This is a genomic window from Enterococcus sp. AZ079 (assembly GCF_050547255.1).
Lineage (GTDB): Bacteria > Bacillota > Bacilli > Lactobacillales > Enterococcaceae > Enterococcus_D > Enterococcus_D casseliflavus.
The window spans coordinates 1,275,758-1,290,087 of the sequence record NZ_CP172955.1; the positions used below are offsets into that span (position 1 = coordinate 1,275,758).

At 43.5% G+C, this 14,330-nt stretch carries 8 protein-coding genes and 2 pseudogenes; all 10 read left to right on the forward strand.

The window, feature by feature from the left end; all coding sequences use genetic code 11:
* Positions 1 to 20 precede the first annotated feature (20 nt).
* The 10 genes and pseudogenes from IGJ15_RS06245 to IGJ15_RS06290 all read left to right on the forward strand — a co-directional run bounded on the left by IGJ15_RS06245 (position 21) and on the right by IGJ15_RS06290 (position 14,227).
* Positions 21 to 2,353, forward strand: a pseudogene (locus IGJ15_RS06245) (WxL domain-containing protein).
* 302 nt (positions 2,354 to 2,655) lie between these two features.
* Positions 2,656 to 4,801: pseudogene (locus tag IGJ15_RS06250) on the forward strand (glycoside hydrolase family 3 N-terminal domain-containing protein).
* A gap of 222 nt (positions 4,802 to 5,023) precedes the next feature.
* Entirely contained in the window at positions 5,024 to 6,025 is a 1,002-nt protein-coding gene (locus IGJ15_RS06255; protein ID WP_311902386.1) for a LacI family DNA-binding transcriptional regulator, read from the forward strand.
* Between the two features lie 13 nt (positions 6,026 to 6,038).
* Positions 6,039 to 6,965 (forward strand): ROK family protein, encoded by a 927-nt coding sequence (locus IGJ15_RS06260; protein ID WP_430599352.1) that lies wholly within the window; start codon positions 6,039 to 6,041, stop codon positions 6,963 to 6,965.
* Positions 6,966 to 7,013: 48 nt separating this feature from the next.
* Entirely contained in the window at positions 7,014 to 7,961 is a 948-nt protein-coding gene (locus tag IGJ15_RS06265) for an ABC transporter permease (protein WP_016610970.1), read from the forward strand.
* Positions 7,962 to 7,973: 12 nt separating this feature from the next.
* Positions 7,974 to 8,849 carry a carbohydrate ABC transporter permease gene (locus IGJ15_RS06270; protein WP_005236529.1) on the forward strand — a complete coding sequence of 292 codons (876 nt, stop codon included), beginning with the start codon at positions 7,974 to 7,976 and terminating at the stop codon, positions 8,847 to 8,849.
* Between the two features lie 18 nt (positions 8,850 to 8,867).
* Positions 8,868 to 10,511, forward strand: a complete 1,644-nt coding sequence (locus IGJ15_RS06275) for an ABC transporter (protein ID WP_311902390.1) — start codon at positions 8,868 to 8,870, stop codon at positions 10,509 to 10,511.
* A 13-nt stretch (positions 10,512 to 10,524) separates the two neighbouring features.
* Positions 10,525 to 11,103, forward strand: coding sequence for a hypothetical protein (locus IGJ15_RS06280; protein ID WP_311902392.1), 579 nt, complete (start codon positions 10,525 to 10,527; stop codon positions 11,101 to 11,103).
* A gap of 164 nt (positions 11,104 to 11,267) precedes the next feature.
* Positions 11,268 to 12,896 carry a PTS transporter subunit EIIC gene (locus IGJ15_RS06285; RefSeq protein ID WP_142974124.1) on the forward strand — a complete coding sequence of 543 codons (1,629 nt, stop codon included), beginning with the start codon at positions 11,268 to 11,270 and terminating at the stop codon, positions 12,894 to 12,896.
* Positions 12,896 to 14,227, forward strand: coding sequence for a 6-phospho-alpha-glucosidase (locus IGJ15_RS06290; protein ID WP_034858513.1), 1,332 nt, complete (start codon positions 12,896 to 12,898; stop codon positions 14,225 to 14,227). The genes IGJ15_RS06285 and IGJ15_RS06290 overlap by 1 nt, the downstream gene beginning before the upstream one ends.
* Positions 14,228 to 14,330: the final 103 nt, after the last annotated feature.

A 14,330-nucleotide genomic window follows, 5' to 3' on the forward strand; every position in this document is an offset into this window, starting at 1 on the left:
GACATTTAGGAGTGAATGGGATGAACTCATTTTTTCGTAAAAAAAATAAAGAATTACTGGTTTTGCTTATCTTACTCCCTCTGATTATGACGTTCACGATCATGAATGCCGAGACGATTTATTCGTGGACCCCAGAGAATGAGCAAGAGGAGAAATCAGCTGAAGAAGTAATCGGAGAAATCTTCTTTCCAGAAGAATTGATCCAAGGAGAAGTCGATTATGTACTAGATTTTATCTTTTACTCAGAAGATGCCCTTGAAACGGTGGACCTCGCTTTGCCTGAACAAGTAATCATCGATCAGGAAGCATTGATGGAGGGGCTAACTGCTGTAAAAACAGAAAACGAAGGGGTGTGGCAGCTGATCAGCGAGGTCCCACAAACCACCTTTGTCTTACCGATTATTGTGGATACGATCGGAGAATATGAGCTCATCGTTGCCGAGTCTGCGTCACAACGGCTTCTGATAGTGGAAAACACGGTGATCGAAGATACTGATCAAGACGAAGATGAAAATGATTCTGCGGAAGCTGCACAAGAGGAAGAAGGAGACGAGGCTTCGGATGCGGCAGCGAAAGAGGCGGAAGTGGATGATAGAAGTGAGCAGATGGTCGAAGTGACGATTGACAAAAACAATTTTAGAGAACACTTTGATGTCCAAGGCACTGCTACTTACAATGAAGAAACGGGTCTATTAGTCTTGACAGAAGATATCACTTGGTCAGTCGGTTATGTTACCTTAAAAGACAGAATTAGTCTGGATCAGCCATTTACGCTTAAAGGTAGAGCCAATATAGGGTCTAAACCACGTGGTGCTGATGGGATGGCATTTGGCTTTCATAATTCTGAGACTCACATAAGAGGTCATGAGGGCAATGCATTTGGGATCGGTGGACTGAGAGATGCCTTCGCTTTTAAACTAGATAATAATTATAATGATACTCGAGGTCTTTTTGATAGTAATAGGTTTACCGTTGAAAGGGATCCAATACAAGTCGGCGATGCACCCTTTGCTGGCTTTATCTATCATAGGACACCAGTATTACTGGAAACATATATGGGAAATGATGCTCCAGCAGCAAGAACGGGTGCCAGAAATGGGGCAGATGATCCGATCTTGATTGAATATCAGCCAAATAATGAAGGTCGCTGGTTTCAAGTTACGTATAGAGATCGGATTTGGCGACGTGATATCAGTGATTGGCAGCCCGCTGATGTTTCTGCAATGGCATTTATTATAGCCGGCAGTACGGGAGCGAGAAGTGATCGCCATACCTTTTATTTTGAAGAAATGAACTACTACATTGGTACCGGAACCGTCCATGTAAACTATCTGGATCGAGAGACAGGAGAGCCTATTCTTCCTGCGGATACACTGGATCTGCCGTTACGTTTTCTTCATACACTGGACCCCAAGAACCGAGAGAGCGATGAACCCTATCAGTTAGGGTATGACTATTATGGTGTTGAGTATGAAGCAGAACACTTTGACCCAGATACATTTGACATTATGCCGCAGCCGTTCCATCAGGAGGTGACTTTTTTATTTGATCGCGTGCCATCGAACATCAAGATCAATCACATAGATGAAGAAGGGGTAACACTGAGGGAACCAACCTATCAAGGAGAATTCGTAAATGAATCGGTCGATATCCTGCCTGTGGAGATTCCTTATTATCAATATCTTTACGAGCGGGACGGTCAGCCGCTGGAAACAAGAGTCACCCGAGATGAACAAGAATACTGGCTGGTTTATGGTTTAGAAAGTACTCCGCAACCAGTAGATCCTCTTGACCCGGATACGCAAGTAAACCCTGAGAATCCGCCTGAGATTGATGAAGAACAAGGGTTTGTCAGCTTGGATTTTGTTTCCCAATTCCAGTTTGGACAGTGGGCATTCGGTCAGAAACGACGACCTATGATGCCTTACCGCAAAAACTGCTTCATTCGGCTTATCCAAATGATAATCTACGCCCTAATTATGTGCAAGTTTCGGATCGGAGGCGGGAAAATTCTGGTTGGACCCTCCGTGCAACCTTACGAACCCCTTTTGAAAGTGATGAAGGGCATCAACTGAATGGTGCTAGAATTTTGTTAAACAATATCGATGTAGCAACGACTCGAGAGAATGTGTCTGATCCCCCTACGTTTAAACCGCAAGCAACCCTGACTGTTGGACAGGCTGAAGTGATTGCGCAAGCAAATGCCAACGAAGGTAGAGGCACTTGGGTCCAGCGCTTTGGCGATCGAGAAACAATGGATCAAAGTGTGAAACTTGAGGTGCCAGTGAGTGCAGCACCTCAAGCCACGCGATATACAGCAACGATCCTCTGGGAACTTTCCTTTGTTCCTTAAGAATAAAGTAAAAAGAAGCTGCAGCTAGTTGCAGCTTCTTTTTATTAGAATCATGGAAGAGACAATGTCGGATGTATCAGGGGATTCGGTGCGATCCATTTTTTGTGGTACACCTTGTACCATGATGAAGATTTTTCCTTTTTCCCATGAGTTGATCCAAAGTAGGAACACTATCTTTTTTTGAAAACGTTTTTAATTATACTAGATGAAAGGAATAGATACTTTTTTGCTTCTGCTAAGAAGGCGCAAATAGGGCTTTTTTTAAGCAAAAGAAGAGAACCGAATGATTGGAGAGAATAATAGTGGAGACCGTAAAACTAAAAGAACTGATTGACCAAATGACCGTAGCTGAAAAAGTGGGCCAGTTAGTCCAACTGACGCCAGATTTTTTTGCACAAGGAGGAGAAATCACGGGTCCGATGCAGCAATGGCAAATGAGTGAAGACCAATTATTTACGATTGGTTCTGTGTTGGGCGCTCATACTGCTGAACAAGTATATGCCATCCAAACGTCTTATCTTGAGAAAAGTCGTTTAAAGATTCCCCTTGTTTTTATGGCAGATGTTATCCATGGGTATGAAACGATTTTCCCAATTCCGCTTGCCTTAGCCTCTTCCTTTGATGCGCAGTTAGTGGAAGAGGTTGCTAAAGCTTCAGCGAAAGAAGCGGCAGAAGCTGGTGTCCATGTCACGTTTTCACCGATGGCGGATCATGTCAAAGACGCGCGCTGGGGAAGGGTCTTGGAAAGTAATGGGGAAGATCCCACCTTATCTTCTGTATTGACGGCTGCTTATGTACGAGGGTATCAAGGAACTGCTTCCCTTGCAGAAAATAAACAGCGAATTGCCGCTTGTGTCAAACACTTTATCGGCTATGGCGCTGCAGAAGGTGGACGGGACTACCATACCGTTGATTTGTCCGATCTGGAGCTCTATCAGAATTATTTGCCCGCGTTTCAGGCTGCGATTGAAGCAGGGGCACAATTAGTAATGACCTCCTTTAATACGATCCACGGTGTTCCTGCCACCGCAAATCAACCCTTATTGCAGGAAGTATTACGACAAAAGCTGGGATTCGACGGCTTGATCATCTCAGATTGGGCAGCGGTAGCGGAATTGATGGCGCATCGTGTAGCTGCTGATCGAAAGGAAGCCGCAAAGAAAGCTTTTACTGCTGGCGTGGAAATGGATATGATGAGCGATTGCTATCTGAATGCATTGGAACAAATCATTCATGCAGAACCTGAAATGAACGAGCAGCTAAATAAGGCTGTCTTTCATGTGTTAAGCTTAAAAAATAAGTTGGGTCTTTTTGAAGACCCTTTTAGAGGATTAGTGCAGGGCAACTTAGCACCAAAATTAGTGCAGGAAACACGCCACCTTTCACGAGAAGCAGCAAAGAAAACAACGGTTCTTCTGAAAAACCAAGCACTGTTGCCGTTACAGAAAAAACAAAAGGTCGCATTGATCGGCCCCAAAGCAGCTTCGAAGGATCTTTTGGGGGCTTGGTCGTGGATCGGCAAACCGGAGGCTGCGGTCTCCTTAGCGGAGGGTCTTTCTCAAAAAGAAATTGACTTAACTGTCTTATCGTATCCTGATGGGGAAATGCTGACGAGTACCTTTATTGATGAGGCGTGTAAAGTTGCTAAAGAAGCTGAGGTTGTTTTATTGGCTCTGGGGGAAACTAGCGAGGAAGCGGGAGAAGCGGCAAGTCTGACCAAACTTTCTTTATCAAGAAAGCAAGAAGCATTGATTGAAGCAGTAAGTCAGGTCAATCCTAGGATCGCAACGATTCTTTTCTGTGGCAGACCACTAGTTTTGACCGCCATCGAGCCTCTTTGCCAAGCCATCATGATTGCTTGGTTCCCTGGATCAGAAGGAGGCAATGCGTTGGCAGATTTGTTGATGGGCGAGTCTGAACCGCAAGGACGTTTAGCTATGAGTTTTCCTCGAGCAGAAGGCCAATTACCGATGACCTATGCTCAACTCTCTACAGGGCGTCCACTGACTGAAGAGAATAGTGATCAAAAATATATTTCGCGTTATATGGATGAAAAAAAATGAGCCATTGTTTTCTTTTGGCTCGGGGATGGGCTATGGTCGATGCACGATCACCCACACCCAAATCATTAATCCTCAGGAAAAGGATGCACCATTTGAGATCAGCTGCACGCTGAAAAATGAGGGAGATGTGCCGCATACGACGACACTGCAACTCTATAGCAGAGACGATGTTACAGAAGTAGCGCGACCGATGCGGGAATTAAAACAATGGCAAAAAATCCATCTTGCTGCAGGCGAAGAAAGGCAGCATACATTCTATGTTACACCAGAGGATTTTGCTTACGTTCATTCCGATTTCTCGACAAAAAGTGATCCTGGTACGATTTCTTTATACCTTGGCTTTGCTGCTGCCTCAGCGAAGTTGATTGGTACGCTCACGATTTAAAAGCCTTTCGAGGCTTTTTTTTGTAGGTACAACTTGTACCATGATGGCACAGGTTTCAAGTTGCTGGTACAAACGCCAATCAGCCCTAGAATCATTGTGGATGAAAACGTTTTTATATATAGTTGGATTATCAGATGACCAGTGAGGTAACGGTCGTTCATTTTTCCGATAAAATAAAAACGTTTTTATTTTTGCGGGATCAGTTTAGGAGGTGAGGGTCATTTGGCAAATCGAATCACGATCCGAGAAGTAGCGAAAGAAGCAAATGTGTCGATTGCGACGGTTTCCAAAGCACTCAACGGTGTCGATGTTGTTCGCCCAGCTACGAAAGAACGTGTGGTGGCGGCAGCACAACGTTTGCATTATGTTCCCAATTTAATGGGCAAACAATTGAAAAACACGAAAACGAAAATGCTCGGTTTCTACACTACCAGCATGAAAGGGCCTTACTTTAGCGTATTAGTTGAAGCGATTGCCAGAGAGGCAGAAAAACATGGTTATGCGGTCAATGTCTTCTTATCCACGGATAAACGAGTGGTTCTCAATAGTATATTAGGCGGTGTTGTTGATGGCATTATTGGCTTTGAAGATTTTTTAACAAAGCAGGATTTGGCTGCGATGGAACGAGAACAAATCAAAGCCGTCTTTATCGATCGAAACATTCAAGAGAAGAACTTCGGCAGTGTAGTCTTTGATTCTTTCGAAAAAGGAAAAGCAGTCACCGAGTATCTTTTGTCTCTTGGCCACAAAAAAATTGCCTTTATCAGTGGTATCACTGGTGTTTATGATAGTGATGAGCGCTTAAGAGGGTATTTAGAAGCATTAAACGAGGCAGGGGTTTCTAAAAGGTCGGACTATCAATTACAGGGGTTCTTTGAAGAAGAACGAACGAGAGTCCGTGTGCAACAGTTTTTGTTAGAGCAGAAAGATTTACCCACAGCGTTTCTGGCGGGAAATGATCTTAGTGCGATCGGAACGGTCAAGGCGATCCATGAGACCAAGTGGCGGGTGCCAGATGATTTCAGCGTAATTGGTTTTGATGGCATCGATCTTTTGGACTATTTCATGCCTCGGTTGACGACTGTGAAAAATCCAATCCAATTGCAAGGGGTCACGGCAGTCAAACACTTGATCGAAATGATTGAGGAAAATGCCATTGGGATCTCCTACGTTTTACCAGGGGAATTGTGCATCAATCAATCGACAAAACAAGTAAATGAATAATGAGGGTGAAGCAATGTTTATTGGAATCGATGTTGGAGGAACCACCATCAAATATGGTGTGATCTTGAAAAACGGTGAAATTGTCAAAAAAGGACAGATGCCGACGATCCATGAAAAGGAGGGATTTTTGCAATCCATCACAGCATTGATCAAATCATTGCAGCAAGAAGCAATAGTCGATGGTGTCGGGATTAGCGCACCGGGCATCATCCAAAAAGATGGCACGATGATTACAGCAGGATCAATCAAATCCCTTTATGGAATCAATTTAAAGCAAGAAATAGAAGAACGTGTCAAGCTACCGGTCATGGTTGAAAATGATGCCAATGCAGCGGCGATCGCTGAAAAATGGCTTGGGCACGCACAGAACTGTGAGAACTATCTATGCCTTGTCGTCGGTACAGGCATTGGCGGTGGGATCATTGTTAATGATCAGCTCTATCGCGGCAGCCATGGCATGGCAGGTGAATTCGGATGGATGCTGATCGATAGCTTACCTGACCAAGGAAATTTAGAAACTGTTTCCTTGAACCAAAGAGCTGCTGTCGTGGGGGGGCTTTGCCACCAGTACCAGTTGGCACTTCAACAGCTTGGTCGGAGTGATTTCCCTCAAGATGCGGTGGAGATCTTTCAGCGAGGAGCGCAAGGAGAAGTGGTAGCGAACCAAGTGCTTGCACAGTTTTTTCAAGATTTATCGGTGGGCTTGCTCAATTTGATCAGTACATTTGATCCCGAGCTGATTTTGATTGGTGGTGGGATCAGTGAAAATGATGAGTTTATGGCAAGGCTTGAAGAGAACCTCTGTCAGCTAAAAGCTCGCCATGAAAGTATTGGTTACTTAGAAGGACGCACGATTGCACCGATTCGACGTGCAAAATTAAAAAATGATGCAGGTATGATTGGTGCGGTCTATCAGTTGATAAACCAACGAATGAAGTAACTCATTTCCTTCAGATGAAAAAGTAAGCGTTTTAGAAAGGGTGGAACAATGGAATCTAAAGGAGTCGTACTTAAAGCAACCCCAAAGAAAAGAACCTTTTTGCAGAAACTAAAAGGCCAAAGTTTTTATCAAGCAATGGTTTGGCCTGGGATTATCCTGATGATTATTTTTAATTTTATCCCACTATACGGGATCGTCATCGCATTTAAAGATTACTCAGTGCTTGATTCGATCGCGAATGCAGAGTGGGTCGGTACCCAATATTTCCAAGAATTTTTTAGTGATTCAATGTTTTGGACGGTGATGAGTAATACGTTAGGCATCAGCTTTTTTAAACTACTGATTGGTTTTCCAGCAGCGATTGGCTTAGCGGTATTGATCAATGAAATCGTTCATGTGCGCTTGAAGAAGGTTGTTCAAACGGTGTCTTATTTGCCACATTTTCTTTCTTGGGTCATCTTAGGAGGCATGTTTATTACGTGGTTGTCTGATACCGGTTTGGTCAATAATTTACTGTTAGGTGTTGGGTTGATCGATGAACCGATCCGCTTCTTGACTGATCCCGAAAAATATTGGGCGATTGCAGTCATTTCCGATATTTGGAAAGAAGTTGGATGGAATACGATTTTATACATCGCTGCTATGACAGGGATCAATCCAGCTCTTTATGAAGCAGCGAGAATGGATGGCGCCACGAAGTTTCAGCAGATTACTCGGATCACGATCCCTTCGATCCGTCATATTATCGCCTTGACATTTGTTTTGTCAGTCGGTGGGTTATTGGGTTCGAACCTCGATCAAACACTCGTCTTACAAAACCCTGTCAATTATCAGTCCAGTGAAGTCATTAATTCATTCGTCTATAAAATGGGGATTCAACAAGGAGACTTCTCCTATGCGACCGCCGTTGGTCTATTTGTGTCGGTTGTTTCATTGATCCTTGTGGTCGGTAGTCATCTTTTGACAAAAAAAATCAGTGATGAATCAGTCTTTTAGAGGAGGGAAAGTATGAAACAAACATTTTCAAAAGATGAGAAGATCTTCAATACTGCCAATGTGATTTTCATGGTGTTCTTCTTAGCCATCATTGCGTTGCCACTATGGAATATCGTCGCCTTGTCTTTCAATGATGCAACCGATGCCGCAAGAGGGGGGATCTATTTCTGGCCACGGGAATTTTCACTAGAAAGTTACTACACCGTTTTTGAAGATTCTGCGATCTATAAAGCCTTTGTCATCTCAGTTGCAAAAACAGTGATTGGTGTTGTTTTGCATACGGCATTGACGGCGATGGTTGCTTACGGGATGAGTCGTAGAAACTTAATGGGGCGGAAAATCTACATGAACATGGGGATTTTAACGATGTTCGTTTCTGGAGGGATGATTCCTACCTTTCTCTTATTTAAAGAACTCGGCTTGTTAAATAATTTTTGGGTTTACATCATACCTGTTTTATTTTCTTTTTACGACATGGTGATTTTGATGAATTTTTTTCGGAGCATTCCATTTTCGCTGGAAGAATCTGCCATGATGGATGGCGCCAATCCTTTTATTATTTTCGTAAAAATCATTTTGCCATTGTCCCTTCCAGTTTTGGCAACCATCGCATTATTCCACGGCGTCTTTCAGTGGAACGACTACATGACCGCCAATATCTATGTTGATGATCGTAGTTTATATCCTTTACAAATGCTACTATTTCGGATCGTTTCGGAAAATCTATCGCCTGCAGTAGCAACAGGCACCAATGTGGTCAGAAATACGACTTCTCAGTCACTGCAATTAGCAACTATGGTGGTAACGACGGTTCCTGTCGTCGTGATCTATCCATTTTTACAAAAGTACTTTATTCAAGGGATGACTCTTGGATCAGTAAAAGAATAGACAAAAGGAGAGAAAAAAATGAAAGCAAGCAAATTATTTTTAGGGATCGGTCTCGTATGTACATCAGTCATGGTATTAGGTGCCTGTGGTAATTCCAGCAGCGAGTCAAAAGGAGCTGCTGAGGTAGAAGATCTGCCAGAAGCTCGCTTTGAAGCAGACAAAGATACCCCAAGCTGGCAAAAAGACACTGACCATGAAGCGACCTTGAAGTGGTATGTCAACTTTGATTGGTATGCTCAGCCAGGTTGGGGAAAAGATACTGTGACGCGAAAAATCAAAGAAGACATGAATATCAATGTCGAATTTATTTCAGGGAATGATGAGAACCTTAACACGATGTTAGCTGGAGGCGATCTGCCAGATATCATGACCTTCGATAAAAATCTATCTGCTGCCAACGAAGCGACGAAATTTGCTTTACCACTGAGTCTTTTGGCAGAAAAATACGATCCTTATTTCCTAGAACATGCAGCGAAGCCTGAATCTGTTCAATGGTTTACTTTAGAAGATGGCAATATCTATGGATACCCAAGCTTTTCAACGACTGCGCAAGATTATGAGGACGGCAATGTAGTGGGAGATCAAGTCTTCATTGTCCGCAAAGATATTTACGAAGCATTGGGTGAACCTGATATGTCGACGCCCGAAGGATTTTTAGATGCGTTAAAACGGGCAAAAGAAGCATTTCCGACAGCAGATGATGGTGCTGCATTAGTCCCATTTGCTTCGACTGCATTAGATATTTCCAATGGCGGGGATGGCGCTTATGGTGGTACTTTGCAAGATTTTCTAAGCATTGCACCAAGTGTTGATGGGCAATTCAATGATCGAGACGCTGATGAGGAGTATATCACGTGGATCGAGACTTTTAGAAAAGGTTACAATGAAGGATACATCACCAACGACCAATTTTCAGACAATGACAACACGATGAAAGAAAAACTAGGGCAGGGCCGTTACTTTGCTTACTTGCATACAAACACGAAAGGACTCAATGAGTTCATGTCAGACAATAATGCCCGTAATCCTGAACAAACCTATATTGCCGTCGATGGGCCGAAGAATTCGAATGGCGATGATTCCACTTTTACTGGCGGAAATATTGGTGGATGGACACAAACCTTTATCACGACGTCGACAAAAGAACCCCAAAAAGCCATGGAGCTTTTGACCTATTTGGCAAGTGAATATGGCACGATGGTCACGACCTTTGGGATTGAAGGGGAAACATACAACCTCGTAGATGGCGTGGTTGAATACTCAGAGGAAACAGAGGCCTTACGAAATTCGGACATAGCTCGTTTTGACAAGGAAGTTGGGCTAGGTTCTTATTGGTTTGTTGGGAATGACAATTATGCTATCCAAATGGGACAAAAACCAGCTACATCGATTCGTCAGATGGTGGAATGGTCTCAAGATAAGTTAGCACCACGTTTTGAGATCGAAGACATTGATCCTCGCACCGGTTCTGAAGCAAGAAACCTCACTTCCATCAACACAGCAAGAGTGCAAGCGTTGGTCAACTTTATTCAAGCAGACTCTGAAGAAGCGGGACGTCAGATTTGGGAAGACTACTTACAAGAACGAGAAAACAATGGGTGGTCAGCAATCGTTGATTACCGAAATGAGAAAATCGCTGAAAATATTGAAAAACTAAACTAAAGGTGTGTGTGTGATGTTTGCTTTAGAGAGTCGTTTTTATCGTCTTTGCGAAGTTATTTTTCGTATGCTGGTTTTGAATCTCTTGTTTTTGGTGGTGTCGTTTCCGATCATCACGTTTCCTGCAGCTATGCGAGCGGTCGTAGATGCTTATGAACATCCTGAAGCAAAACTGCTACCCCCCTTCTTGAAAAACAGCAAAAACGCATTGTTGAAGACCCTACCATTAGGGGTCTTCAATCTCTTCTCATTTTTATGCGGACTCAGCTTGTGGCGTTCTGCTGCTTTGACGAATTCATTGTTTTTCTCTTTTTTGACCATCATTTTTCTTACATTTTTGTTGTCCTACAACATTAACCTGTATGTGATGCAATCAAAATTGCAAGATCGGCAAAACCTGTTTGACCTTTTTCGTAGTAGTTTTTTCTTTACAATGATGCACTACCATAAAGGGATCGGAATTTTAGTCCTAGCAGCGATCGGCTATTTCTTCACATGGCACTCAGCACCAAGTATCTTCTATCTGTTTTGTCTGTCTGGGCCCTTGTATTTTTATCAAAAAGTGTTGCATCTAAACAGAGTGGATCAATCTTGATTCACTCTTTTTTTGTTGCTTGTATTCGCCACTAGCAAGGAAGTAGATAGGATGAAACATGTTCCAATCTTTGAAACGCATTGAATTGAAAACGTTTGCTATTCTATTAGTAACAAATGTTTCCTATAATGAACCTACAAATCAACTACAAAGGAGTTTCCTCAATGAAAGAAAAAGTGATGGATGCGATGCAGAAATTCTCCAAGGCAATGTTTGTGCCTGTTTTGATTTTGCCGATCGCAGGGATATTGATTGCCGTTGGGAATGTGTTTACAAATGTCCGCTTGCTTGAGCAGTTTCCTTTTTTGGATAATCCGATAACCACCGGTTTTGGTAGTATCTTATCCGCTTCCTTATTACCGATTTTAACCAATTTAGGCATTATTTTTTGTGTTGGGATCGCTCTAGGGTTGGCCAATAAGAAAAAGGCTGAAGCGGGATTTACCGCGTTGTTGGGATATTTCGTCTTCTTAAATGCCATGAACAAATTCATGGAGCTTCGGGGGATGTTGGTTCCAGCCGATGCGCTTCAAGGTTCAGGGCAAGCGATCGTTTTAGGGATCCAAGTGCTGGATATGGGGGTCTTTCTTGGCATCATTTTAGGGATCGTCGTAGCATTGATCCATAATCGTTTTATCGATACGACCTTTAACAACGCCTTTCAAGTTTATGGCGGCGCGCGCTTCGTCTTTATTGTCTTGATTCCGGTCGTCGTGTTATTAGCCATCGTTTCCACGTTTGTATGGCCAGTAATACAAACTGGCATCGACGGTTTAGGCGGCATCATTCAACAAACGGGCAACTTTGGTATCTTCTTGTACGGTACGCTAGAACGCTTATTGATTCCAACTGGCTTGCATCACTTGATCTACACGCCGTTTTTGTATACTTCATTAGGCGGTGTCGCAGAAGTTGGCGGTCAAGTCTTTGAAGGGGCACGAAACATTTATTTTGCGGAAATTGCTGACCCAGCAGTCCGCGTATTATCGCAAAGTGTCATTTGGGACGCTCGTGGGATTTCAAAAATGTTTGGACTGATCGGTGCCTGTTTGGCGATGTATCAAACGGCAAAACCAGAAAATAAAGTCAAAGTCAAAGCCATTTTGATTCCAGCAGTTGTGACTTCCTTTATTGCAGGTGTGACTGAACCAATCGAATTTTCTTTTATGTTCGTGGCACCTGTTTTGTTCGTCATTCATTCTGCCCTTAGCGGCTTGAGCATGGTGGCGTTAAATCTCTTTGGTTCTCGCGCCATCGGACCGAATGGCTTCATCGACTTTCTTTTGTACAACTTGCCCTTAGGGATCGAGAAAACTCGCTGGCCAGTGTACTTGATCGTCGGGGTCGTCTTCTTCTTTCTTTATTACTTCTTGTTCCGTTTTTTGATCACGAAACTGAATTTGAAAACGGTCGGTCGTGAAGAAGATGGGACAGAGACCAAACTGTATTCGAAGAAAGAGTACAAAGAAAAACAACTTGCTGGAGCAGGTGTCGGGGTCATGGCGAGTGACCAAGCCGCCCCTAGTCCAACTAGTGAAACAAGTATCTCAGCAATTATCACCAAAGCGCTAGGTGGCGATGACAATATCAAAACCATCGACAACTGCTATACCCGCTTACGTTTAAAACTAAAGGATCCTGAACTCGTGGATGAAGCACTGCTAAAAGACGAAACACAAGCCAAAGGCGTGATCAAAAATGGTGAAAATGTCCATGTCGTCTATGGGTTGACCGTGCCGAAAGTGCGGGAAGAGTTAGAAAATTATCTGGGAAGAGAAGGAGAGATTGAATGATGAAAAATTTTTCAGTAGTGATCGCAGGGGGCGGCAGTACTTTTACCCCGGGAATCGTTATGATGCTGCTTGACAATCAAGAACGCTTTCCTTTAAGAAAGCTGAAACTATACGACAATGATGAAGCACGCCAAGCGATCCTTGGTGAAGCCCTAGCGATTTTATTAAAAGAACAAGCACCGCAAATCGAATTTTCGTTTACGACGGATCCTGAAGAAGCCTTCAGCGATGTCGATTTCTGTATGGCGCATATCCGAGTAGGAAAGTATGACATGCGGGAAAAAGATGAAAAAGTCCCTTTGCGCCATGGCGTCTTTGGCCAAGAAACCTGTGGACCAGGAGGGATCGCTTATGGGATGCGCAGCATCACTGGTATGCTGGAGATCATTGATTACATGGAAAAATATTCCCCCGATTGTTGGATGCTGAATTATTCCAATCCGGCTGCAATCGTAGCTGAAGCGTGTCGGGTCTTGCGTCCGAAATCAAAGGTTCTGAATATCTGTGACATGCCCGTGGGCACGTTGCGTCGCATGTCGCAAATCATCGGCAAGCAGCCAGAGGAACTAGAAGTTCGCTACTTTGGCTTGAATCATTTTGGCTGGTGGACCAGCGTCAAAGACAAAGAAGGCACGGAGTACATTCAAACCATTCGTGACTACGTTGCAGAACATGGCTATTTGACGCAGATCGAAGTGGATACCCAACATACTGACCCAAGTTGGCAAGACACCCACAAAAAAGCCAAAGACCTCTTGGCGCTCACACCAGAATATCTGCCAAATACGTACTTGAAGTATTATTTATACCCAGATTACGTCTACGAACACATGAAAGAACATCCAGAGTATACGCGTTCCAATGAAGTGATGGAAGGACGGGAAAAACGAGTGTTCGATCATGCCAAAAAGATCACTGCCCAAGGCTCTGCTGAAGGGATCGCCTTTGAGATTGATGCCCATGCAACCTTTATCGTTGATTTGGCACGCGCCATCGCTTTTAATACGCATGAGCGAATGGTCATGATTGTGGAAAACAACGGCGCGATTGCGAACTTCCCAGATGATGCCATGGTGGAAGTGCCATGTATCGTCGGTTCTGATGGACCAGAAGCCCTCGCTCAAGGAAAAATTCCTGCCTTCCAACAAGCGCTCATGTTTCAGCAGGTGACTGTGGAAAAATTAGTGGTCGAAGCATATGTGGAAAAGAGCTATCAAAAAATGTGGCAAGCGTTAAGCCTTTCCAAAACGATTCCTAGCGCAAAAGTAGCCAAAGAGTTGCTCGATGATTTGGTTTCGGAAAATGGTGATTACTGGCCAGGATTGTCTTGATTTGTTTCACATTTGCGAAACATTTGCTGTTTGGATAACTGAAAGAGGAAGATTCTCCAAGAATCTTTCTCTTTTTTGATTTTTGTTGTGGAAGGATAATTCT

Excerpts from the sequence above, each read along its gene's own strand:
- IGJ15_RS06270 (WP_005236529.1), top strand. The coding sequence starts at position 7,974 with ATGAAACAAACATTTTCAAAAGATGAGAAGATCTTCAATACTGCCAAT.
- IGJ15_RS06290 (WP_034858513.1), top strand. The coding sequence starts at position 12,896 with ATGAAAAATTTTTCAGTAGTGATCGCAGGGGGCGGCAGTACTTTTACC.
- IGJ15_RS06275 (WP_311902390.1), top strand. The coding sequence starts at position 8,868 with ATGAAAGCAAGCAAATTATTTTTAGGGATCGGTCTCGTATGTACATCA.
- IGJ15_RS06260 (WP_430599352.1), top strand. The coding sequence starts at position 6,039 with ATGTTTATTGGAATCGATGTTGGAGGAACCACCATCAAATATGGTGTG.
- IGJ15_RS06285 (WP_142974124.1), top strand. The coding sequence starts at position 11,268 with ATGAAAGAAAAAGTGATGGATGCGATGCAGAAATTCTCCAAGGCAATG.
- IGJ15_RS06280 (WP_311902392.1), top strand. The coding sequence starts at position 10,525 with ATGTTTGCTTTAGAGAGTCGTTTTTATCGTCTTTGCGAAGTTATTTTT.
- IGJ15_RS06265 (WP_016610970.1), top strand. The coding sequence starts at position 7,014 with ATGGAATCTAAAGGAGTCGTACTTAAAGCAACCCCAAAGAAAAGAACC.